19 protein-coding genes are annotated in these 21,742 nt (G+C 68.0%); 11 read left to right on the top strand and 8 right to left on the bottom strand.

Annotation, left to right across the window (positions count from 1 at the left end):
* Positions 1–84: 84 nt before the first annotated feature.
* Complete coding sequence (locus ASC92_RS20265; protein WP_056519011.1) at positions 85–753, top strand: hypothetical protein; 669 nt, start codon at positions 85–87, stop codon at positions 751–753.
* A gap of 31 nt (positions 754–784) precedes the next feature.
* On the opposite strand, the gene ASC92_RS20260 is transcribed toward ASC92_RS20265, so the two are convergent.
* Genes ASC92_RS20260 through ASC92_RS20245 form a run of 4 tightly spaced genes read right to left on the bottom strand, consistent with a single transcriptional unit; the run spans position 785 to position 4,203 of the window.
* The gene (locus ASC92_RS20260; RefSeq protein ID WP_056519009.1) at positions 785–1,591 is read right to left on the bottom strand and encodes a PPK2 family polyphosphate kinase; all 807 of its coding nucleotides are present in this window, start codon (positions 1,589–1,591) and stop codon (positions 785–787) included.
* 47 nt (positions 1,592–1,638) lie between these two features.
* Complete coding sequence (locus ASC92_RS20255; RefSeq protein WP_056519007.1) at positions 1,639–2,073, bottom strand: RNA-binding S4 domain-containing protein; 435 nt, start codon at positions 2,071–2,073, stop codon at positions 1,639–1,641.
* 19 nt (positions 2,074–2,092) lie between these two features.
* A complete protein-coding gene (locus tag ASC92_RS20250) occupies positions 2,093–3,523 on the bottom strand; it encodes a sensor histidine kinase (protein ID WP_056519006.1) in 1,431 nt (476 codons plus the stop codon).
* A complete protein-coding gene (locus tag ASC92_RS20245; RefSeq protein WP_007836848.1) occupies positions 3,520–4,203 on the bottom strand; it encodes a response regulator transcription factor in 684 nt (227 codons plus the stop codon). The genes ASC92_RS20250 and ASC92_RS20245 overlap by 4 nt, the downstream gene beginning before the upstream one ends.
* 137 nt (positions 4,204–4,340) lie before the next feature.
* Here ASC92_RS20245 and ASC92_RS20240 point away from each other — a divergent pair, with 137 nt between their 5' ends.
* The 3 genes from ASC92_RS20240 (at position 4,341) to ASC92_RS20230 (ending at position 7,501) form a co-directional block, all read left to right on the top strand.
* Positions 4,341–5,300: a tripartite tricarboxylate transporter substrate binding protein gene (locus ASC92_RS20240; RefSeq protein WP_056519004.1), complete on the top strand. Its 960-nt coding sequence runs from the start codon at positions 4,341–4,343 to the stop codon at positions 5,298–5,300.
* Positions 5,301–5,439: 139 nt separating this feature from the next.
* Positions 5,440–5,976, top strand: a complete 537-nt coding sequence (locus ASC92_RS20235; protein ID WP_056519002.1) for a tripartite tricarboxylate transporter TctB family protein — start codon at positions 5,440–5,442, stop codon at positions 5,974–5,976.
* 1 nt (position 5,977) lies between these two features.
* Positions 5,978–7,501 (top strand): tripartite tricarboxylate transporter permease, encoded by a 1,524-nt coding sequence (locus tag ASC92_RS20230; RefSeq protein WP_056519000.1) that lies wholly within the window; start codon positions 5,978–5,980, stop codon positions 7,499–7,501.
* A 74-nt stretch (positions 7,502–7,575) separates the two neighbouring features.
* On the opposite strand, the gene ASC92_RS20225 is transcribed toward ASC92_RS20230, so the two are convergent.
* From ASC92_RS20225 to ASC92_RS20210, 4 genes are read right to left on the bottom strand one after another with little or no spacing between them, the layout of a single operon-like run.
* A complete protein-coding gene (locus ASC92_RS20225) occupies positions 7,576–10,692 on the bottom strand; it encodes an efflux RND transporter permease subunit (protein ID WP_056518998.1) in 3,117 nt (1,038 codons plus the stop codon).
* Positions 10,693–10,712: 20 nt separating this feature from the next.
* Positions 10,713–11,915, bottom strand: a complete 1,203-nt coding sequence (locus tag ASC92_RS20220; protein WP_056518995.1) for an efflux RND transporter periplasmic adaptor subunit — start codon at positions 11,913–11,915, stop codon at positions 10,713–10,715.
* Entirely contained in the window at positions 11,912–13,405 is a 1,494-nt protein-coding gene (locus ASC92_RS20215) for an efflux transporter outer membrane subunit (protein WP_056518993.1), read from the bottom strand. Before ASC92_RS20215 ends, ASC92_RS20220 begins: the two co-directional genes overlap by 4 nt.
* Entirely contained in the window at positions 13,402–14,097 is a 696-nt protein-coding gene (locus tag ASC92_RS20210) for a TetR/AcrR family transcriptional regulator (RefSeq protein ID WP_056518991.1), read from the bottom strand. Before ASC92_RS20210 ends, ASC92_RS20215 begins: the two co-directional genes overlap by 4 nt.
* Before the next feature lie 145 nt (positions 14,098–14,242).
* Here ASC92_RS20210 and ASC92_RS20205 point away from each other — a divergent pair, with 145 nt between their 5' ends.
* The 7 genes from ASC92_RS20205 (at position 14,243) to ASC92_RS20175 (ending at position 21,724) form a co-directional block, all read left to right on the top strand.
* Positions 14,243–15,781: a sigma-54 interaction domain-containing protein gene (locus tag ASC92_RS20205; protein WP_056518989.1), complete on the top strand. Its 1,539-nt coding sequence runs from the start codon at positions 14,243–14,245 to the stop codon at positions 15,779–15,781.
* Complete coding sequence (locus ASC92_RS20200) at positions 15,778–16,068, top strand: hypothetical protein (RefSeq protein ID WP_056518987.1); 291 nt, start codon at positions 15,778–15,780, stop codon at positions 16,066–16,068. Before ASC92_RS20205 ends, ASC92_RS20200 begins: the two co-directional genes overlap by 4 nt.
* A gap of 132 nt (positions 16,069–16,200) precedes the next feature.
* Positions 16,201–17,388, top strand: coding sequence for a substrate-binding domain-containing protein (locus ASC92_RS20195; protein WP_056518985.1), 1,188 nt, complete (start codon positions 16,201–16,203; stop codon positions 17,386–17,388).
* 227 nt (positions 17,389–17,615) lie between these two features.
* Positions 17,616–19,061, top strand: a complete 1,446-nt coding sequence (locus ASC92_RS20190) for a PHB depolymerase family esterase (RefSeq protein WP_056518983.1) — start codon at positions 17,616–17,618, stop codon at positions 19,059–19,061.
* A gap of 41 nt (positions 19,062–19,102) precedes the next feature.
* Positions 19,103–19,870 (top strand): ABC transporter ATP-binding protein, encoded by a 768-nt coding sequence (locus tag ASC92_RS20185; RefSeq protein WP_056518980.1) that lies wholly within the window; start codon positions 19,103–19,105, stop codon positions 19,868–19,870.
* Entirely contained in the window at positions 19,867–20,595 is a 729-nt protein-coding gene (locus tag ASC92_RS20180; protein ID WP_056518979.1) for an ABC transporter ATP-binding protein, read from the top strand. Before ASC92_RS20185 ends, ASC92_RS20180 begins: the two co-directional genes overlap by 4 nt.
* A 145-nt stretch (positions 20,596–20,740) precedes the next feature.
* Positions 20,741–21,724 (top strand): branched-chain amino acid ABC transporter permease, encoded by a 984-nt coding sequence (locus ASC92_RS20175; RefSeq protein WP_056518976.1) that lies wholly within the window; start codon positions 20,741–20,743, stop codon positions 21,722–21,724.
* The last annotated feature ends 18 nt before the right edge of the window (positions 21,725–21,742 follow it).

Raw genomic sequence — 21,742 nt, 5'->3', positions numbered from 1 at the left:
CGTGCATTCACGACAAGGTGATTCAGGAGTAACTATATGTATGGTTAAATCCCCGCAACTATCGCGAAGAAGACGAGGGATTGCATGAAGCTGCTGCTGAGCATTGTGTTCGCCGCCGTGGGCCTGGCCGGGTGCGCCAGCGCACCGCCGACACCCACCGAACCCGGAACGGGCACAGGCACTTCCTATGTGCCCATGGTCGCCATGGAGGGCGTGGACAAGGCGCGCTACGACAACGACGTGGCGGCATGCCGCGCGGCATCGAACCGCATCACGGCCCGCAGCGAAACCGGCGACGCCATGTGGGGTGCGCTGGGCGTCGGGCTGATCACGGTGTACGGACAGGGCATCGTCGCCGCCGCCTCCTACACCGGCATCACCGCCGCCGTCATCGACTGGAACGGCCGCCCCGACGCGGAACTGATCGCCGAGCACCAGCAGATCGCCATCGTGCATTGCATGGCCAAGCGCGGCTATCGCAACCTCGACCCCAACGTGCGCGAATCGTTCTACGGCAACACCTTCACCCCGGGCGTTATTGCGAAGCCCCGCCGCACCGGGATCGACACCTACAACGTCGAGACGCTCGCCAAGGCTGGCCGCTGCAACCTGCAGCCGCGCGCCGAACTCACGGCCAAGGGCCCCGGCTACGAGGCCTACAACGTGCCCTGCGACAACGGCGGAACCTGGGCCGTGCGCTGCGAGTTCGGCCAGTGCCGCGTGCTGGCGCAGGCGCCAACCCGCCGCTCCTGAGCTTCGGCGGCCCCGCGCGGGCCCGGCAAGCTCACTTGACGATCATTCCCTTGAGCGCCGGGTCGGGCGGCGGCGGCTTGAGCTTCATCTGCCGCATCGTCTTCACCAGCAGCTGCGCGATCATCACGTTGCGATGCCGCTTGCTGTTGGCCGGCACCACGTACCAAGGCGCGTGATCGGTCGATGTGGCGCCCAACGCGGTCTCGTAGGCCTGCTGGTAGGCGCTCCACTTGGTGCGCACCCCGAGGTCGTCCATGCTGAACTTCCATTGCTTGCCGGGCGTATCGATGCGGGCCTGCAGGCGCTCCCGCTGCTCGTCCTTGTCGATGTGCAGCATGCACTTGACGACCACCGTGCCGGTTTCGGTGAGCAGCCGCTCGAAGTCGTTGATTTGCGCGTAGCGGCGCTTCGCCTCGGCCTTTTCGATCCAGCCCTCGACCACGGGCACCAGCACGTCTTCGTAGTGGCTGCGGTTCCACACCATGATCTCGCCGGTGCGCGGCACGGCGGCATGGCAGCGCCAGAGGTAGTCGTGTGCGCGTTCTTCGTCGTTCGGCGCCTTGAACGCCGTCACGCGCACACCCAGCGGCGAGGTGCGCGAGAACACCCAGCGCACGGTGCCGTCCTTGCCGCTGGTGTCCATGCCCTGCAGCACCAGCAGCAGCTTGCGCCGCCCCTCGGCGTGCAGCACGTCCTGCAACTCGTCGAGCTCGACGGCCAGCGCATCGACTTCGGCGCGCTGCAAGGCCTCGTCGCCGTGGCAGAACGGCGTGTCGTCGGGGTCGACGTGCGAGAGCCTGAACTTGCCGCCGACGCGGTATTTCTTGAAGCTGGCCATGAAGCGGGACTCCGTGAAGAAAGAGAGCCGACAGCGTACCCGATCGATCAGCGCTCGTCGTCTTCGGGGGGCAGGGAGGCGCTCCAGCGGTTGTCCCAGTCGGCATGCTGGCGCGCGCCGTCGAGCTCGCGCCGGTCGCGCTTGGTGGGGCGGCCCTGTTCGATGGCCAGGGCCGGCTCGGTGCCCGCGCGGCGCTGCTCCCGGAAGGCGGCCTGCGCCGCGAGGCTTTCGGCTGTCTCCTCGTAGAGCTGCTGTGCCACCGGCGCCGGCCCGCGCTGGCCGCTGAGGCCGCGCACCGTCACGGTCCGCGTCAGCGGGCCCATGCGCATGGCCACGGTGTCGCCGGGCTTGACCTCGCGCGAGGCCTTGGCGACGTCGCCGTTCACCTGCACGCGGTTCTTTCCGATTTCCTCCGCGGCCAGCGAGCGCGTCTTGAAGAAGCGAGCGGCCCAGAGCCATTTGTCGATGCGCAGACGGTCCATGGATGTCGATGAGTGGGTATCAGGAATTGTGCCCCGACAGCGGCAGATGCACGACCGCGTCCAGCCCGATCACCTGTTCGGCCCCGCCCTGCGCATCCGGCGCGCTGCGGTTGTCGAGGCTGATGCGCCCGCCGAGCGCCAGCACGATCTCGCGGCAGATCGCCAGCCCCAGCCCCGAGCCGCTCGACGCGCTGCCGGCGGAGAAGGGCGCGAACAGGCGCTGCCGCAGCTCGGGCGAGATGCCGGGGCCGCAGTCGCGCACGGTGAGCACCGCGTCCTCGCCCTCGGCGCGCACCGCGACCGAAAGCGTAGCCCCCGTGGGGCTCTGCTTGATCGCGTTGTGCAGCAGGTTGCGCGTGAGCTCCTGCAGCATCCAGTGATGGGCGCGCACCGGCACCGGCTCGCCGGTGGCGAGTTCGAAATCGAGCGCCTTGTCGGCCACCAGCGGCGACAGGTCGAGCGCGATCTGCCGCGCCACCTCGGCGAGGTCGAGCGTCACCGACTCCGGCTGCTGGCGCAACTGCTCCACCTTGGCGAGCGACAGCATCTGGTTGGCCAGCGTGGTCGCGCGCTCCACCGTGTGGCTGATCTCGCCGAACGCCTGCTCGGGAGCGACGTCGCCGCGCCGCGCCGACTGCACCTGGGCCTTCAGCACGGCCAGCGGTGTGCGCAGCTGGTGGGCGCTGTCGCGCACAAAGCGCTTCTGGTGGTCGAGCAGCCGCTGCAGCCGGCCCATCACCTGCGTGGTGGCGTCGATCAGCGGGCGCAGTTCGCGCGGCGCATCGGGTGCGTCGATGGGCGAGAGGTCGTCGGCCGGCCGCTTCTCGAGGGCCTCTCCCAGTTCGCGCACCGGCCGCGTGGCGCGCTGCACCACGAACACGGTGACCAGCGCGATCACGCCCATCAACAGCAGCTGGCGCCACAGCATGTCGAGCAGCAGCTTGCGCACCAGCGTTTCGCGCAGCTCCAGCGTCTCGGCCACCTGCACCACGGCCATGCCGCGGCCGTTCGCGCTCGCCACCGGCTGCAGCAGCACCGCGACGCGCACCGGCTGGTTGCGGAACCGGTCGTCGTAGAAGTCGACCAGCGCCGCATACGCGCCGCGGTCCGGAATGCGGCCGCGCCAGAAGGGCAGCTCGGCAAAGCCCGAGATCATCTCGCCGTCGAGTGCCGAGACCCGGTAGAACAGCCGGCTGCGGTTGTCGGCCTCGAAGGCCTCCAGTGCGGAGTAGGGCACGATGGCCCGCAGCCGCGCCATGTCGTCGTAGCCCTCCACGTCGAGCTGTTCGCCGATGGTCTTGGCCGACGCGAGCAATGTGCGGTCGTAGGCGGTGGTGGCGGCCGCGAGGCTCTGGCGGTACAGGCTCACGCTGTTGATCACGATGAACACGGCAATCGGCGCGAGGATGCCGAGCAGCAGCCGCGCGCGAAGCGAGGAAACGCGGATCATGTTTCCGGGCGCAGCAGGTAGCCCAGGCCGCGCATGGTCATCAGCACGGCGCCGGTGCCCACGAGCTTCTTGCGCAGGCGGTAAACAACCACCTCGATGGCTTCGTACTGCACGTCGGCCTCACCCGGAAACACCAGCTCGAACAGGCGCTCCTTGGTGACGGCGTGGCCGGGCTTCATCATCAGCGCCTTCAGCAGCGCCAGCTCGCGCGGCGTGAGTTCGAGCAGTTCGGCTCGGTTGTAGATGGCGCCGTTGTCGGGCTCGAAGCGCAGCCCGCCGATCTCCTGCGGGTTGAGCCCGGCGTCCTGCCCCGCGACGCCGTGGCTGCGCCGGCGCAGCGCGCGGATGCGGGCTTCCAGCTCGTCGAGGTCGAAGGGCTTGGGCAGGTAGTCGTCGGCGCCGGCGTTGAGGCCGACGATGCGGTCGCCGACCGTGCCGCGCGCGGTCAGCAGCAGCACCGGCGTGCGCAAGCCTTCGGCGCGGGCCTGCGCCAGCACCTGCAGGCCGTCGAGGTTGGGCAGGCTCAGGTCGAGGGCGACCACGTCGGGCTCGATGGCGCGCCACTGGGCAACGGCTTCGGCGCCGTCGCCGCAGACGCGCACGTCGATCCGGCGGCGCCCGAGGGTGCGCTGCAGGGTGATTTGCATCGAGGGATCGTCTTCGACCAGCAGCAGCTTCATACGGTGGCGGCAGGGGTGGGCACTTTGGTGTTTTCCCCAGTCTGGCGGACAGCCAACTGACAGCGGGGCGGCGCATGATAGCGCTCAGCTCCAAGTCAGTTACCTTTCAAGTTCCTTCCATTTCCAGGAGACACGCAATGCGTCGCGACACCTTTCTGAAGTCATTGGCCGCACTGGCCGCCACCGGGGCCCTGCCACTGTCGGCCCTGGCGGCCGCCAACGTCAAGATGATGATCCCCGCCAACCCGGGCGGAGGATGGGACACCACCGGTCGCGCACTTGGCAAGGCGCTGAGCGATGCCAAGGTGGCCGACACCGTCACCTACGACAACAAGGGCGGCGCCGCCGGCGCGCTCGGCCTGGCCCAGTTCGTGAACGGCTCCAAGGGCGATGCCAACGCGCTGATGGTCATGGGCTCGGTCATGCTGGGCGGCATCATCACCGGCAAGCCGCCGGTCAATCTGTCGCAGGCCACGCCCATCGCCCGCCTGACCACCGAATACAACGTGTTCGTGCTGCCGGCCAACTCGCCGCTCAAGAGCATGAAGGACGTGGTCGACCAGCTCAAGAAGGACCCGGGCAGCGTCAAGTGGGGCGGCGGCTCGCGTGGCTCCACCGAGCACATCGCCGCGGCCATGATCGCGCAGAAGGTGGGCGCCGATCCGTCCAAGATCAACTACGTCGCCTTCCGTGGAGGCGGTGAAGCCACCGCCGCCATCCTGGGCGGCAACGTCACCGTCGGCGGCAGCGGCTACAGCGAGTTCGCCGAGTACATCGCCGCCGGCAAGATGAAGGCCATTGCCGTCACCTCCGCGCAGCGCCTGCCGGGCATCAACGTGCCCACGCTCAAGGAACAGGGCATCGACGTGGAGATCGGCAACTGGCGCGGCGTGTACGGCGCACCCGGCATCTCGGCCGAGCAGCGCAAGGCGCTGACCGACATGGTGCTGGCCGCGATGAAGAGCCCGTCGTGGGCCGAGTCGCTCAAGAAGAACGACTGGACGTCCGCCGTGCTGTCGGGCGAAGCCTTCGCCAAGTTCGTCGATGACGATTTTGCGAGCCTGCGCGCCATCATGACCAAGTCCGGCATGGTCTGAATCGGGCTCGCCCCCAGGCTGCGCGCACTTCGTGTCGCTTCGCCAACCCCCTGCCGGGGGCAACACCTGAGGCCCGGCAAAGCCGGTTCCTCGGTGTTCCCCGAAGGGGCTCTCTTTCCCCCGACTGCGGGAGCAAAAAATGACAACTCCAGACTCCTCGGCCCCGCCGCAACCCACGGCCACATGGCCGCAAACCCTGGTCGGCGCCGGCGTGCTGCTGACCGGCCTCGCGCTGGCCTTCGGCGCCATCGGCATTTCTTCCGAAGCCGGCTACGGCGGCGTCGGCCCCAACTTCCTGCCCTGGCTGGTGTCCGTGGTGCTGGTGCTGTGCGGCGCCTGGATCCTGTGGGAGGCGCGCACCGGCGGCTTCCGCGAGCTCGATGCGCCAACGGGCGCCGAGCATGCCTACTGGCCCGGCTTCATCTGGGTGTCGGCGGGGCTGCTGCTCAACGCAGCGCTCATCACCACGCTTGGCTTCATCCTGAGCTGCACGCTGTGCTACCTGCTCGCGGTGCAGGGCCTGCGCCGCGCGAGCGGGCAGGGCGGCGTCAACTCGCCGCGCACCTGGCTCATCGATTTCGTCACCGGCGCGCTGATCTCCGCCCCGGTGTTCTGGATGTTCACGCAATTCCTGGCCATCAACCTGCCTGGCCTCACTTCGACCGGGTGGCTCTGACATGGATATCTTCAACGCACTCATGGCGGGCTTTGCCGCCGCGATCACCCCCGTCAACCTGCTCTGGTGCCTGGTCGGCTGCGCCCTGGGCACGGCCGTGGGCGTGCTGCCCGGTATCGGCCCGGCCGTGGCGGTGGCCATGCTGCTGCCCATCACCGGCAAGGTCGACATCACGGCCTCGATGATCTTCTTCTCGGGCATCTACTACGGTGCCATGTACGGTGGCTCGACCACCTCCATCCTGCTGAACACGCCCGGCGAAACCGCCAGCATGGTGACGGCGATGGAGGGCAACAAGATGGCCAAGAGCGGCCGGGCGGGCGCCGCGCTCGCCACGGCCGCCATCGGCTCCTTCGTGGCCGGCACTATCGCCACCGTCATCGTCACGCTGTTCGCGCCCTTCGTGGCCGACTTCGCGGTCAAGCTCGGCCCGCCCGAGTACTTCTTGCTGATGCTGCTGGCCTTCACCACGGTGAGCGCTGTGCTCGGCAAGAGCACGCTGCGCGGCATGACGGCGCTGTTCGTCGGCCTCGCCGCGGGCTGCGTCGGCCTTGATCAGATCTCGGGCCAGGGCCGCTACACCGGCGGCGTGCCCGAGCTGCTCGACGGCATCGAGATCGTGCTGGTCGCGGTCGGCCTGTTCGCGGTGGCCGAGGTGCTCTATGCCGTGCTCTACGAGGGCAAGGTGGTCGAGGCGCAGAACAAGCTGAGCCGCGTGCACATGAGCAAGCGCGACTGGAAGCGCTCCATTCCCGCCTGGCTGCGCGGCACCGCCATCGGCACGCCGTTCGGCTGCATCCCGGCCGGCGGCACGGAGATTCCGACCTTCCTGAGCTACGCGACCGAGAAGAAGCTCGCCAAGGACAAGGACGCGAAGGCCGAGTTCGGCACCACCGGCGCCATCGAAGGCGTGGCCGGCCCCGAGGCCGCCAACAACGCCACGGTGACGGCCGCGCTGATCCCGCTGCTCACGCTGGGCATTCCGACCTCGAACACCACTGCCATCCTGCTGGGCGCGTTCCAGAACTACGGCATCCAGCCGGGTCCGCAGCTGTTCACCACCTCGGCGGCGCTGGTGTGGGCGCTGATCGCGTCGCTCTACATCGGCAACGTGATGCTGCTGGTGCTGAACCTGCCGATGGTCGGCCTGTGGGTCAAGCTGCTGAAGATTCCGAAGCCCCAGCTCTACGCCGGCATCCTGATCTTCGCGACGGTGGGTGCCTACGGCATGCGCCAGAGCGCGTTCGACCTGTTCCTGCTGTACGGCATCGGCCTGCTGGGCGTGGCGATGCGGCGCTTCGACTTCCCGACCGCCCCCGTGGTGGTCGGGATGATCCTCGGCCCGCTGGCCGAAGCGCAGCTGCGCAACGCGATGTCGATCGGCGAGGGCAGCGCGGTGGTGTTCTTCCAGCGTCCGATGTCGATCGCGCTGGTTGTCGTGGTGGTGGCCGTGCTGGTGCTGCCACGCCTTGCCAAGCGGATGAGCGAACGCAAGCTGAAGCGGCTGGCGCAGCTGGACGCCTGACCTCTTCGGGGCTCGCCCGAGGCCAAAAAAAAGCTGCGGCATTGCCGCAGCTTTTTTTGCTTCTGGCAGGAGGCTTACCGCCTCGCTGGAGGTGTCTCGACCAGGTCGTCGTCGATGTGCGGATCCACTGGCTGCCCACGCAGCTTGCGCACCGTGCGCCGGATCCAGTGCTCGATGTCGTCCACGTAGGTGAACACGGCCGGCACCACCAGCAGGCTCAACACCGTCGAGGTGATCAGCCCGCCGATCACCGCCATCGCCATCGGTGAGCGGAAGCTCGAATCGGCCGCGCCGAAGCCAACGGCGATCGGCAGCATGCCGGCGCCCATCGCGAGCGTGGTCATGATGATGGGCCGCGCGCGCTTGTGGCAGGCGTCGCGCAGCGCATCCCAGCGGCTCATGCCGTGCTCGCGGCGCGCCACGATGGCGTACTCCACCAGCAGGATGGAGTTCTTGGTGGCAATGCCCATCAGCATGATGAGACCGATCAGCGAGGGCATCGACAGCGCCTTCTGCCCGATCAGCAGTCCCACGAACGCGCCGCCCAAGGCGAGCGGCAGCGCGCACAGGATCGTCACCGGGTGCAGGAAGTCCTTGAACAGCAGCACCAGCACGATGTAGATGCACAGCACGCCCGTGAGCATCGCGAGGCCGAAGCTGGCGAACAGCTCGGTCATCACTTCCGCGTCGCCCACTTCGGTCACGCGCACGCCGGCCGGCAGCTTCTGGATCGAGGGCAGCTTTTCCACCGCGGCCTTGGCGTCGCCCAGGCCCACGCCCGAAAGCTCGATCTCGAAGTTCACGTTGCGCGAGCGGTCGTAGCGGTCGATCACGGCCGGGCCGCCTTCCATGGTGAGCGAGGCCACCTGGTTCAGCATGACCGGCCCGCGCGCGCCGGGCACCGAGAGGCGTCCGAGCAGGTCGATGTCCTTGCGCGCCGAGTCTTCCAGCTTCACCACGATGGGCACCTGCCGCTGCGCGAGGTTGAGCTTGGCGAGCGACTGGTCGTAGTCGCCCAGCGTGGCCACGCGCAGGGTCTCGGCGATGGCGAAGCTGGTCACGCCCAGGTCGGCGGCGCGCGCGAAGTCGGGGCGCACGGCGATCTCGGGGCGGATCAGGCTGGCGGTGGAGGTGATGTTGCCCAGGCCGGGAATGGTACGCAGGTCTTTCTCGACCGCGCTGGCCGCTTCGGACAGCGCCATCGGGTCTTCGCCGGTCAGCGCCAGGATGTACTTCTCGCCCGAGCCGCCAAGGCCCACCGTGCTGCGCACGCCCGGCAGCGTTTCGAGCGCGGCGCGGATCTGGTTCTCGATCACCTGCTTGCGCGGCCGATCGCCGCGCGCATCGAGCTTGATGGTGAGCGTGGCCTTGCGCGTCTCGGGCGTGCCGAAGTTCGCGAACGGGTCGCCGCCCGCGCTGCCGCCCGCCACCGTGGTGTAGACGCTGCGCACGTGGTCGATCTTCATCACGCGGTTGCGGGTTTCCTCGGCGGCGGCCGTGGTCTGCGCCAGCGTGGAGCCGGGTGCGAGCGAGAGATAGATCTGCGTCTGCGAGTTGTCGTCCGCCGGAATGAAGCCGGTCTTGAGCAGCGGGATCATCGCCAGCGAGCCGAAGAAGAAGAGGGTGGCCAGCACCATCGTCTTGAAGCGGTTGTGCGTGCTCCACTCCACCGCGCGCATGTACCAGCGCAGCCAGCCCGGCTCCTTCTCGGCGCCGACGATCGGCTTCAGGATGTAGGCCGCCATCATCGGTGTGAGCACGCGCGCGACCACCAGCGAGGCGAACACAGCGAGCGAGGCGGTCCAGCCGAACTGCTTGAAGAACTTGCCGGCCACGCCGCTCATGAAGGCCGTGGGCAGGAACACCGCGATCAGCGTGAAGGTGGTGGCGATCACGGCCAGGCCGATCTCGTCGGCCGCCTCCATCGCCGCCTGGAACGGCGTCTTGCCCATGCGCAGGTGCCGCACGATGTTCTCGACCTCCACAATGGCGTCGTCCACCAATATGCCGACCACCAGCGACAGCGCCAGCAGCGAGATCACGTTGACCGAGAAGCCCAGCAGGTACATGCCGATGAACGCCGGGATCACCGACATGGGCAGCGCGATGGCCGACACGAAGGTGGCGCGCCAGTCGCGCAGGAACAGCCACACCACGATCACCGCGAGGATGGCGCCCTCGTACAGCAGGTGCAGCGAGCCGTTGTATTCCTCTTCCACCGGGTCGACGAAGTTGAAGGCCTCGGTCAGCTCGATGTCGGGCCGCTGCGCGCGCATGTCGGCCAGCGCCTTCTGCACGGCATGGCCCACTTCCACTTCGCTGGCGCCGCGGCTGCGGGCCACTTCGAAGCCCACCACCGGCTTGCCGTTGAGCAACGCGGCCGCGCGCGGCTCGGCGATGGTGTCGCTGATGCGCGCCACCTGGTCGAGGCGGATGCGCCGTCCGTCGGTCAGCACGATCTGCATGTCGGCCAACTGGTCGGCCGACTGCACCGTGGCCAGGGTGCGTACGGGCTGCTCGCTGCCGCCCAGGTCGAAGCGACCGCCCGCGCTCTCGGTTTGCACCTGGCGCAACTGGCGCGAGATGTCGGCCGCCGAGGCGCCCAGCGCCTGCAGCTTGGCTGGATCGAGGTCGACGTGCACCTGGCGCGTGACGCCGCCCACGCGGTTCACCGCGCCCACGCCGGGCAGCGCGAGCAGCTTCTTGGTGATGTCGTTGTCCACGAACCAGCTCAGCGCTTCGCCGTCCATGGCCGACGAGGCGATGGTGAAAGCCAGCACCGGCTGGGCTGCGAAGTCGAGCTTGGTGACCACCGGGTCGCGCACGTCGGCCGGCAGGTCGGCGCGCACGCGCTGCACCGCGGAGCGCACGTCGTCCACGGCCTCCTGCACCGGCTTTTCGAGGCGGAACTCGACGATCAGCGTGGCGGCGCCGTCCTGCACCTTGGTGGTGATGTGCTTGAGGCCCTGCACCGTGGCGATGGAGTTCTCGAGCTTGCGCGCGACGTCGGTCTCCAGCTGAGAAGGCGCGGCTCCGGGCAGCGCGGCCGAGACCGTGACGGTCGGCAGGTCGATGTCCGGAAAGTTCTGCACCTTCATTGCGTTGAACGACAGCAGCCCACCGAAGGTGAGCAGCACGAACAGCATCACCGCCGGAATCGGGTTGCGTATGGACCAGGCGGAAACGTTCATGGGCGTGTTCCTTGAATTGCTTACTTGGCCGCGGCGGCGGAGGCTGCCGTCCTCGCCGGCTGCGCCGCGGAGACTGGCGCGGGCGGCGTGTCCACCACGCGCACGAGGTCGCCGTCGTTGAGGAAGCCCGCGCCTTGCACAACCACCCGGGCGCCGTCGGGCAGCGCGCTGGTGATCTCGATGCGGTCGTTCAGGCGCCGGCCGACCTGCACCTTCAGCTGCGCCACCTTGTTGTCGGGCTTCAGCAGGAAGACGTTGTTGAAACCGTCGCGCGGCACGATGGCGCTTTGCGGCACCGTCGGCGCCGAGCTGCGGCCCAGTTCGAAGTCGCCGCGCGCGAACATGCCGGCCTTGATGCCGGTGTTCTGCTGCACGTTGGGCAGGTCGACGTACACCAGCGCCGCGCGCGTCTGCGGATCGACCGTGGGCGCGATGCTGCGCACCTTGCCGCGCACCTGCGCGCCGCTGGCGCCGACCACGAAGACGGGCGTGCCGACCGCGATGCGGCTCAGCTCCGCCGAGGTGACCTCGGCGCGCCATTCGAGCCGGCCCTGGCGGATCAGGCGGAACAACTCCGTGCCGGCCGAGACCACGCTGCCGACCGTGGCGGTGCGCGCCGAGATCACGCCGTCGTCGGGCGCCAGCACCTGCGTGTTGCGCCCGCGCACCTGCTGCGCGGCCAGCACCGCCTCGGCCGCCTCCACGCGCGCCTTGGCGGTCTGTTCGGTCGTCTGGTATTGGTTGATCTGCTGCTGGCTCAGCGCGCCGGTGGCCTGCAGCGTGCGGGCGCGCGCGGCATTGCCGGCGGCGTCGGCCGCGGTGGCGCGGGCTTCGGCCAGCGAGGCGCGCGACTGCGCGATGTCGGCCTGCACCGTCTCGGGCGAGAACACGGCCAGCACCTGGCCCTTCTTGACGACGTCGCCCACGTTCACGCGCACCTCGGCCAGCTTCAGGCCGTTGGACTCGGAGCCGACCACGGCCTCCTGCCAGGCGGCCACGTTGCCGTTGGCCGCGAGCGTGAGCATCAGCTCGGTGGCTTCCGGCCTGGCAACCGTGACGGTCAGCGCGGGCCTGGGCGCGGAGGCGCCGTCCTTCGCCTTGGCGGCGGCGGACTCGGCCGCCTTGTCCGAGGGCTTGCCGCGCGTCACGAAGAAGATCGCCGCGATGACGACGACCAGCGCGAGCAGCGCGATGACGAGAGTGGAACGCTTCATTGTTTTCATGGTGACGTCGCGACCTTGGCGGCCGGGTTGGAGGTCATCGAGGACGATTCGGAAGTCGAGGCGGAGCGGCCCCAGCCGCCGCCCATCGAGCGGTACAGCGCAACCCATGCCTCGGTGCGCTCGCGCTGCAGCGAGACGCGCGCTGTCTGCGCGGAGAACAGCGTGCGGCGCGAATCCTCCAGTTCGAACAGGCTCGCGAGGCCGCTGCTGTAGCGGGCCTGCGTGGCGTCGAAGGAGGCCTGGTAGTTCTTCACCGCGGTGTCGGCGTCGGTGGTGCGGGCGTCGGTGGCGTCGAGGTTGACCAGCGCTTCCTCGACCTCGCGCACGGCTTGCCGCACGTTGGCGCGGTAGAGCGACACGGCTTCGGCGTAACGCGCCTTGGCGGCATCTGTGTTCGCCTTGCGCGCGCCGCCGTCGAGCAGCGGCACGGTCAGCGACAGCGGGCCCACTGTCCAGGTCTCGAGCGACTGGTGCACGCCGCTGACGCGGTATTGCGTGCGCCCGATGGAGCCCGACAGCGTGAGCTTGGGGTAGCGCTCGGCTTCGGCCGAGCCCACGTCGGCGCTGGCCGAGGCCACGCCGAGCTCGGCCGCGTACACGTCGGGCCGCTGCGAGATCGCCTCGGCCGGCACGCTGGCGATGCTGCCTATAGCTGGCAGTGCACGCTGTGCTGGCGCGGCGGCGAGTTTCTGTTCAAGCGTGGTTTCGTCGATGCCGCTGAGCGCCACGAGCGCCTTGCGCTGCACCGCGCACTGGGCACGCTGCTGGGTGAGACGGCCCGAGGCGTCGGAGGCGCTGGCGCGGGCGAGTGCGGCATCGGCTGGCGCAGTGAAGCCGGCCCGTGCGGAGAGGTCGTTGAGCCGCGCCGTCTCCGAGCGCGAACGCGCATCCGATTCGGACACCCGCAGCTGCTGCTGGCAGGCGCGCTCGGCGAAATAGGCGTTGGCCGTCTCGGCCGCCACCGCCACGCGCGCGTCGTGCCACTTGGCATTGGCGCTGTTCTGCTTGGCCTCGGCGGCGTCGCGGTCGGCGCGCAGGCGGCCGAACAGGTCGATCTCCCATTTCGACTGCAGGCCGGCCTGCAGCGTGGTGATCGGCGTGCTGGCCGAGAGGCTGCTGCTGTTGCCGCTGCCGCCGCTGGAAGCAAAGCCCGAGGTGCCGCGGCTGGCCGAGGCCGTGCCGTCCAGGCTCGGCAGCAGCGCGGCACCGGCCTGCACGCGCGTGGAGCGCGCCTCGGCCACGCGCGCCGCCGCGCTGGCGACGTTCGGGCTCGCCGCTTCGGCCGCGGCGATCAGCTCGACCAGCAGCGGATCGTCCAACTGGCGCCACCAGTCGGCCAGCGAGGCGAGCGAGCCACCGTGGGGCAGGGGGGCGTGCCATTGCGCAGGGAACGGCGCCTCGACCTGCGCGGGCGGGCGCGTCAGCGAACAGCCCGCCAAGCCGATGCCCAGGCAGAGGGCGGTCATCAGTTTCAGTCGGAGTCTTCTCATTTCTTCAGCTTTCTCTCGGCATGCCGGCGGGCCGCTTCGGCCTCGACCAGCGCCAGCGCATAGCCCGTGAGGCGATCGGCCCAGGTGTCGATGGCGCGCGGCGTGCGCAGCAGCGAAGGGCGGATGGCCTCGATGAAATCCTGGCTCACGTAGAGCTGCATCGACAGCCCGGTGATCGCGAAGGTCAGGCGATGGATGTCGTCGTCGGCCCGCTCCACCTCCAGGTGGCGGCACAGCAGGTCGGCGATGGCGCGGTGCGGGCCCTTGATGTCGCGCTCCAGCTCCTCGGCCCAGCGGCTGGTCGGCTCCAGCATCTCGCGCATGTGCAGCTGGATGCATTGCCGCACGATCTCGCCCTGCTTGAGCGGGTCGATCATCGTCACCATGCAGATGCGCAGCGTGTCTTCGAGCGACTGGCCGGGCACGTTGCAGGCGGCGACCAGGTCGCTGGAGTCCGCGCCCATCGGTTCGCTGAAGGTGGCCGCGTACAGCCCTTCCTTGTCGCCGAAGTAGTAGCTGATGGCCGAAATGTTGACCTCGGCCTCGCGGGCGATCTCGCGCGTGGAGGTCTTGGAGAACCCCTTCTGCGCGAACAGCCGCAGCGCGGTGTGGAGCAGCCGGTGGCGTGCCTCGGCGCCGTCGCTGCGCGGTGCGCGGCGCGCGGCCTGGGTGATCGGGTCTCTCGCGTTCATGCCGGCATTAAACCACGCATGAAATCAAACGATTGATTTACTTAGGGATTGCTGAAGGCTTTTGTCTGCAAGCCCGATTCTGGGCAGTTCCCAGAGCCCTTTGATGCCGGATTGATTGCCGATTGATGCGCGCTACGATCCCTCCATGTCCGCCGCCCCCACCGCACCGCCCACATTGCCCCTCGATGCCGAGGGCATCCTCGCGCTGGCCGCGCGCTCGATGTTCCATTTGTTTTCAAGCATCAGCCAGGGCATGTTCCTGGTGGACAGCAGCGGGCGCATCGTGTGGGTGAACGAGGGCTACCGGCGCTTCCTGCCGGCGCTGGGCTTTTCGTCCATCGATCAGTTCATGGGGCACATGGTGGAAGACGTGATTCCCAACACGCAGATGCAACGCGTGCTCGAAACCGGCGAGCCGATCCTCGTGGACCTGCTGACCAACAAGGCCGGCACCTTCGTGGTCAGCCGCATCCCGCTGCGCGCCGAGCGCGATGGGCGCGAGGGCGGGGCGGGGGAGGTGATCGGCGCCATCGGCATCGTGCTGTTCGACCAGCCCGAGACCACGCTGCAGCCGCTCATCAGCAAGTTCGCGCTGTTGCAACGCGACCTCGACGACGCGCGGCGCGAACTCGCGAGCCAGCGCAACAACCCGCTCTACCAGCATGCGCCCGACGGCCAGCGCCGCTCCAAGTACACCTTCGCGAGCTTCATCGGCAGCAGCCCGGCGGCAGTGGAGGTGAAGCGGCATGCGCGCCGCGCGGCCCAGTCGGCCAGCCCGGTGCTGCTGCTGGGCGAGACGGGTACCGGCAAGGAACTGCTGGCGCACGCGATCCATGCGTCATCCGCGCGGGCGAAGGGCCAGTTCGTCAGCGTCAACATCGCGGCCGTGCCCGACACGCTGCTCGAAGCCGAGTTCTTCGGTTTCGCGCCCGGCGCCTTCACCGGTGCCGACCGCAAGGGCCGCGAAGGCAAGTTCAAGCTGGCCGACGGCGGCAGCCTGTTCCTCGACGAGATCGGCGACATGCCGCTCGGCCTGCAGGCCAAGCTGCTGCGTGCGTTGCAGGAAGGCGAGATCGAGCCGCTGGGCTCCAACAAGCTCGTGCCCTTCGACGCCCGCGTGATCGCGGCCACCTCGCGCGACCTGCCGGAGCTGGTGCGGCGCGGGCTGTTCCGCGAAGACCTTTACTACCGCCTCAACGTGCTGCCGCTGCGCGTGCCGCCGCTGCGCGAGCGGCGCTCGGACATTCCCGCGCTGGTCGAGGCGCTGGGCGAAGACATGGCGCTGCGCAGCGGCGAAGCGCCGCCCGAGCTCACGCCCGAAGCGCTCGCGCTGCTCGCGGGCCAGCACTGGCGCGGCAACATCCGCGAGCTGCGCAACGTGCTGGAGCAGGTGACCATGCGCAGCGATTCGCAGCGCATCGATTCCGCGCAGCTCGAACGCATCCTGCGCGAGGCGGGGCTGGAGCAGATCGAGTTGCCGGCCACCTTGCAGAATGTGCACGATGCGGATGAAGAAGCGGCGTTGCTGCGGCCGCTGGCGCAGCAGGTGGCCGAGCTGGAGCGCAAGGCGATCGCGGCGGCGCTGGCGTCGACGGGCGGGAACAAGCTGGCGACCTCGCGGCTGCTCGGGATCTCGCGGGCGACCTTGTACGAGCGCATGACGGCTCAGGAGGCCAGGCCTTGAGCGTCAAGGCCCTGCGCTCCACCTTCGGCCCCAATTGCCATTGGTGCGGCCTTGTCATGGACTTCGACGAGCCGTACGGCCGTCCTGAGTCCGCAACCATCGAGCATCTGTTCGACTCCACGCTCGGTGGCGTGCGTTCGCAGAAGAAGCACCGGCGCCTCGCGCACGCAGCCTGCAACCAAGCGCGCAACGAATTCCGCATGCAGGCCGAGCGGCAGTTCGCGCATTGGATTTCTCAGCGTCAGGTCTCCGCGAAAACCCTGACTGAAAATCAGGCAATCGACTGAAACTCAGGCATTGCAAGTGTTCTGAATTCAGCCGAAAGACGTTTCTTCCAAGTGGAGAAGCGTTTGTTATCAACGGCTTAGAGAATGGCACGAACTGTGCAATATTCAGTCACCATTATCAGGAGACAAAGAATGAACCGTCGCCACCTCGTTGCCCTGGCCGCGCTCGCCACTTGCGCTGCCGCCGCACCCGCCTGGGCCCAGTCCAACGAAATCCGCATTGCCCACATCTACAGCAAGACGGGCGCGCTGGAGGCCTACGGCAAGCAGACCCAGACCGGCTTCATGATGGGGCTGGACTACGCCACCGGCGGCACGATGATGGTCAACGGCAAGAAGCTCGTGGTCATCGAGAAGGACGACCAGGGCAAGCCCGATCTCGGCAAGTCGCTGTTGGCGGCTGCCTATTCCGACGACAAGGCCGCGCTGGCCGTCGGCCCGACCTCGTCGGGCGTGGCGCTCGCGATGCTGCCCGTGGCCGAGGAATACAAGAAGATCCTGCTGGTCGAGCCTGCGGTGGCCGACTCGATCACCGGCGACAAGTGGAACAAGTACATCTTCCGCACCGGCCGCAATTCGAGCCAGGACGCGATCTCGAACGCGGTGGCCGTCGACAAGGCCGGCGTGACCGTCGCCACGCTGGCGCAGGACAACGCCTTCGGCCGCGACGGCGTGAAGGCCTTCGGCGCCGCGCTCAAGAAGGCGAAGCTGGTGCACGAGGAATACCTGCCGCCCGCGACCACCGACTTCACCGCCGGTGCGCAGCGCCTGATCGACAAGCTCAAGGACCAGCCGGGCCGCAAGGTCATCTGGATCGTCTGGGCCGGTGCGGGCAACCCGTTCAAGATCGTCGACCTCGACCTGAAGCGCTACGGCATCGAGATTTCCACGGGCGGCAACATCCTGCCGGCCATGTCGGCCTACAAGGCGCTGCCGGGCATGGAAGGCGCGGCGTACTACTACTTCGGCATCCCGAAGAACCCGGTGAACGAGGCGATGGTGTCGGCGCACTACAAGCAGTTCAAGACGCCGCCGGACTTCTTCACGGCCGGCGGCTTCTCGGCCGCGATGGCGGTGGTGACGGCGCTGAAGAAGACCAACGGCGACACCAACACCAACAAGCTCATCAGCACGATGGAAGGCATGAGCTTCGATACGCCCAAGGGCAAGATGACCTTCCGCAAGGAAGACCATCAGGCGATGCAGTCGATGTACCACTTCAAGATCAAGGTTGACCCGGCATTCGCCTGGGGCGTGCCTGAGCTGGTGCACGAGATCAAGCCCGAAGAGATGGACATCCCGATCAAGAACAAAAGGTAGAGGCTCGCCCCCAGGCTGCGCGCACTTCGTGTCGCTGCGCCTACCCCCTGTTGGGGGGCAACACCAGCGGTCCGGCAAAGCCGGTTCCGCGGTGTTCCTTGACTGTTCTCTATTTCGCCCCGGATGGCCGCCGGGCGAGCGCCAGCCTGCGTCTGCGCAGCCAGCGTGATCCACGGCCGATTCGTCAGCAAGCAAGCGTTCGATATCCACAACACAAGGAGACAGCGATGCGATCGATGAACTGGAAGGGACTCGCCGCGGCCGCGACAATGGCGGCGGCGGCGCATGCCGCCACGGCTGCCGTGCCGCTGCCGGCGCTTGGCGCCAACCCGGCGGAGGTGAGCGTGTCCGGCCTGTCGGCGGGCGGCTTCATGTCGGTGCAGCTGCACGTGGCTTACTCGGCCACCTTCAAGCGCGGCGCCGGCGTGGTGGCGGGCGGGCCGTTCTACTGCGCCGAAGGTTCGGTGGTCAACGCTACCGGGCGCTGCATGACGCACAGCACCAGCATTCCGGTATCGTCGCTCGTGAGCACCACCAACAGCTGGGCCGCCAGCGGCGCGATCGACCCGGTGTCGAACCTCAGCGGCTCCAAGGTGTACCTGTTCTCGGGCACCTCGGACAACACCGTCAAGCAGGCGGTGATGGACGACCTGAAGACCTACTACCAGAGCTTCGTGCCCACCGCCAACACGGTCTACAAAAACAACATCGGCGCGGGCCACGCGATGGTCACCGACGACTACGGCAGCGCCTGCAGCACCACCGCCGCACCCTACATCAACAACTGCGGCTTCGACCTCGCGGGCGAGATCCTCACGCAGCTCTACGGGCCATTGAACCCGCGCAACAACGGTACGCTGGGCGGCACCTTCACCGAGTTCAACCAGTCGGAGTTCATCACCGGCCACGGCATGGCCGCCACCGGCTGGATCTACGTGCCGCAGGCCTGCACCACTGCGTCGTGCCGGGTTCACCTCGTGCTGCACGGCTGCAAGCAGAACTACACCGACGTGAGCGACCAGTACGTGCGCAAGACCGGCTACAACCGCTGGGCCGACACCAACAACATCGTGCTGATCTACCCGCAGACCAGCACGGCCGCCACCAACAGCTGCTGGGATTGGTGGGGCTACGACAGCGCCAACTATTCCAAAAAGTCCGGACCGCAGATGGCGGCGATGAAGGCCATGATCGACCGCGTCACCGGCTCGTCGGGCGGCAGCGGCCTGCCGGCGCCCGCTGGCGTGGGCACCTCGGGTGCGACCAGCAGCAGCATGGTGATCGGCTGGACCGGCGTCGCGGGCGCCAGCGGCTACAACGTGTACCGCGGCGGCAGCAAGGTCAACGCCGCGCCTGTCGCCGCTACCAGCTACACCGACACCGGCCTTGCCGCGTCCACCAGCTACAGCTGGACCGTGGCCGCGCTGGACGCGGGCAACGTGGAAGGCGCCATGTCGGCCGCGGCCACGGGCGCCACCACCGCAGGCTCCGGCGGCGGCGGAACGTGCTACACCGCGAGCAACTACACGCACACCGTGGCCGGGCGAGCGTATGCACTGTGGGGCTTCACCTATGCCTACGGCTCGGGGCAGTCGATGGGCCTGTGGAACATCTACGTCACCACCACGCTGAAGCAGACCGGCCCCAACTACTACGTGATCGGAACCTGTTGAGGTCCGTCTCCATTTCTCTTTTCAATTCGCAATGACCAACGATGCTTGAGACTCGAGATCTGACCATCCGCTTCGGCGGGCACGTGGCCGTCAACAGCGTGAGCTGCGCCTTCGCGCCGGGTACGCTGACGGCCATCGTCGGCCCCAACGGGGCGGGCAAGACCACTTACTTCAACCTGATCTCGGGCCAGCTCAAGGCGAGCGCCGGCACGGTGTCGCTCGACGGGCACTCGCTGTCGGGCCTGTCGCCGTCCGCACGCACGCACGCGGGGCTGGGGCGGGCCTTCCAGCTCACCAACCTGTTCCCGAACCTCACGGTGCTGGAGAACGTGCGGCTCGCGGTGCAGGCCACGCGCGAGGGCGCGCACCGGCGCGGGCTCAACCTGTGGAGCATCTGGAGCGACCACAGGGCGCTGACCGAGCGTGCGGACCAGATCCTGGCCGACGTGGCGCTGAAGTCGCGCGAGCACGCCACCGTGGCGAGCCTGCCGCACGGCGACCAGCGCAAGCTCGAAGTGGCATTGCTGATGGCGCTGGAGCCGAAGGTCTTCATGTTCGACGAGCCCACGGCCGGCATGAACGCGGCCGAGGCGCCGGTCATCCTCGACCTGATCCGCAAGCTCAAGCAGGACAAGAGCAAGACCATCCTGCTGGTCGAACACAAGATGGATGTGGTGCGCGAACTCGCGGACCGCATCATCGTGCTGCACAACGGCACGCTGGTGGCCGACGGCGAACCGGCCGAGGTGATCGCCTCGCCGGTGGTGCAGGAGGCCTATCTGGGCATTGCGAAGGAGCAAGACCGATGACCATCCGGAACCTGTTGACCCTCGAGGGCGTGCACACGCACATCGGGGCGTACCACATCCTGCACGGCGTCGACCTCGCCGTTCCCAAGGGCCGGCTCACGATGCTGCTGGGCCGCAACGGCGCGGGCAAGACGACCACGCTGCGGACCATCATGGGCCTGTGGCATGCGTCGCAGGGCAGGGTGCGCTTCGGGGACAAGGAGATCACCGCGCAGCACACGCCGCAGATCGCCGGCCTGGGCATCGCCTACGTGCCCGAGAACATGGGCATTTTTTCCGACCTCACGGTGAAGGAAAACATGCTGCTGGCCGCGCGCGGCGCCAAGAATGCCGCGCAGATCGACGACACGCGGCTGAAGTGGATCTTCAAGCTCTTTCCCGCGGTCGAGAAGTTCTGGAACCACCCGGCCGGCAAGCTCTCGGGCGGGCAGAAGCAGATGCTGGCCGTGTCGCGCGCCATCGTGGAGCCGCGCGAGCTGCTCATCATCGACGAGCCCAGCAAGGGCCTTGCGCCCGTGATGATCAACAACATGATCGATGCCTTCGACGAGCTGAAGCGCAGCGGCGTGACCATCCTGCTGGTGGAGCAGAACATCAACTTCGCCCAGCGACTGGGCGACAACGTTGCGGTGATGGACAACGGCCGCGTGGTGCACAGCGGCTCGATGGCGGCGTTCTCCGAGGACGCGCAACTGCAGCAATCGCTGCTTGGACTGGCTCTATGAAGTATTCGATGGATTTCTCCCTCCCCCTCTGGGGGAGGGTTGGGGTGGGGGCTCGCGGCCTTCGATACAGCGCGGCCTTGCAAGCGCCGCCAGCCCCCATCCCAGCCTTCCCCCAGAGGGGGAAGGAGCAAGAGGGAGCGTGCGCATGACGAAGATCGACTTCGACTGGAAACCGCTGCTACTCGCGCCGGTGCTCGCGCTGGCCGCGCTGCCGCTCACCGGCTCCTTCTCCACCTGGCTCACGCTCACCGTCGCGGGTCTGGCGATGGGCATGATCGTCTTCATCATCGCCTCGGGCCTCACGCTCGTATTCGGCCTGATGGACGTGTTGAACTTCGGTCACGGCGTGTTCATCGCGCTCGGCGCCTTCGTGGCCAGCAGCGTGCTCGGCCTGATGGGCGACTGGACCGGCTCGGGCGAACTGTGGCGCAACCTCGTGGCCGTATTCCCCGCGATGCTGGTCGCGATGGCCGTGGCCGGCGCCATCGGCCTCGCGTTCGAGCGCTTCATCGTGCGGCCCGTGTACGGCCAGCACCTGAAGCAGATCCTCATCACCATGGGCGGCATGATCATCGGCGAAGAGCTCATCAAGGTGATCTGGGGGCCGGCGCAGATTCCGCTGCCCTTGCCCGAAGCCTTGCGCGGCTCGCTGCTGGTCGGCGACGCGGCCATCAGCAAATACCGGCTGCTTGCGGTGGCCGTGGGCGTGGTCGTATTCGGCCTGCTCGCATGGACGCTGGGCCGCACCAAGATCGGCCTGCTGATCCGCGCCGGCGTGCAGGACCGCGAGATGGTCGAGTCGCTCGGCTATCGCATCGGGCGCCTCTTCGTCGGCGTGTTCGTGGTGGGCAGTGCGCTGGCCGGGCTGGGCGGTGTGATGTGGGGCCTGTTCCAGCAGAACCTGGTGCCGCAGATGGGCGCGCAGGTCAACGTGCTGATCTTCATCGTGATCATCATCGGCGGGCTGGGTTCGACCGGCGGGGCGCTGATCGGCGCGCTGCTGGTGGGGCTGATGACCAACTACATCGGCTTCCTGCTGCCCACGCTCACGCAGTTCGCGAGCATCTTCCTGATGGTGGCCGTGCTGCTGTGGCGCCCGCAGGGCGTGTACCCGGTGGCGAACCGCTGAAGAAGAGGAGGAAGAAAA

The organism is Variovorax sp. Root411, from assembly GCF_001425205.1.
GTDB lineage: Bacteria > Pseudomonadota > Gammaproteobacteria > Burkholderiales > Burkholderiaceae_C > Variovorax.
Note: the sequence above shows the minus strand (reverse complement) of the source record. Positions and strands in the feature narration are given on the sequence as shown.

Coding starts and splice junctions, on each gene's coding strand:
- ASC92_RS20215 (WP_056518993.1), bottom strand. CDS start 13,405: ATGAGAAGACTCCGACTGAAACTGATGACCGCCCTCTGCCTGGGCATC.
- ASC92_RS20220 (WP_056518995.1), bottom strand. CDS start 11,915: ATGAAAACAATGAAGCGTTCCACTCTCGTCATCGCGCTGCTCGCGCTG.
- ASC92_RS20235 (WP_056519002.1), top strand. CDS start 5,440: ATGACAACTCCAGACTCCTCGGCCCCGCCGCAACCCACGGCCACATGG.
- ASC92_RS20265 (WP_056519011.1), top strand. CDS start 85: ATGAAGCTGCTGCTGAGCATTGTGTTCGCCGCCGTGGGCCTGGCCGGG.
- ASC92_RS20210 (WP_056518991.1), bottom strand. CDS start 14,097: ATGAACGCGAGAGACCCGATCACCCAGGCCGCGCGCCGCGCACCGCGC.
- ASC92_RS20240 (WP_056519004.1), top strand. CDS start 4,341: ATGCGTCGCGACACCTTTCTGAAGTCATTGGCCGCACTGGCCGCCACC.
- ASC92_RS20255 (WP_056519007.1), bottom strand. CDS start 2,073: ATGGACCGTCTGCGCATCGACAAATGGCTCTGGGCCGCTCGCTTCTTC.
- ASC92_RS20250 (WP_056519006.1), bottom strand. CDS start 3,523: ATGATCCGCGTTTCCTCGCTTCGCGCGCGGCTGCTGCTCGGCATCCTC.
- ASC92_RS20175 (WP_056518976.1), top strand. CDS start 20,741: ATGACGAAGATCGACTTCGACTGGAAACCGCTGCTACTCGCGCCGGTG.
- ASC92_RS20260 (WP_056519009.1), bottom strand. CDS start 1,591: ATGGCCAGCTTCAAGAAATACCGCGTCGGCGGCAAGTTCAGGCTCTCG.
- ASC92_RS20180 (WP_056518979.1), top strand. CDS start 19,867: ATGACCATCCGGAACCTGTTGACCCTCGAGGGCGTGCACACGCACATC.
- ASC92_RS20205 (WP_056518989.1), top strand. CDS start 14,243: ATGTCCGCCGCCCCCACCGCACCGCCCACATTGCCCCTCGATGCCGAG.
- ASC92_RS20230 (WP_056519000.1), top strand. CDS start 5,978: ATGGATATCTTCAACGCACTCATGGCGGGCTTTGCCGCCGCGATCACC.
- ASC92_RS20185 (WP_056518980.1), top strand. CDS start 19,103: ATGCTTGAGACTCGAGATCTGACCATCCGCTTCGGCGGGCACGTGGCC.
- ASC92_RS20225 (WP_056518998.1), bottom strand. CDS start 10,692: ATGAACGTTTCCGCCTGGTCCATACGCAACCCGATTCCGGCGGTGATG.
- ASC92_RS20245 (WP_007836848.1), bottom strand. CDS start 4,203: ATGAAGCTGCTGCTGGTCGAAGACGATCCCTCGATGCAAATCACCCTG.
- ASC92_RS20190 (WP_056518983.1), top strand. CDS start 17,616: ATGCGATCGATGAACTGGAAGGGACTCGCCGCGGCCGCGACAATGGCG.
- ASC92_RS20195 (WP_056518985.1), top strand. CDS start 16,201: ATGAACCGTCGCCACCTCGTTGCCCTGGCCGCGCTCGCCACTTGCGCT.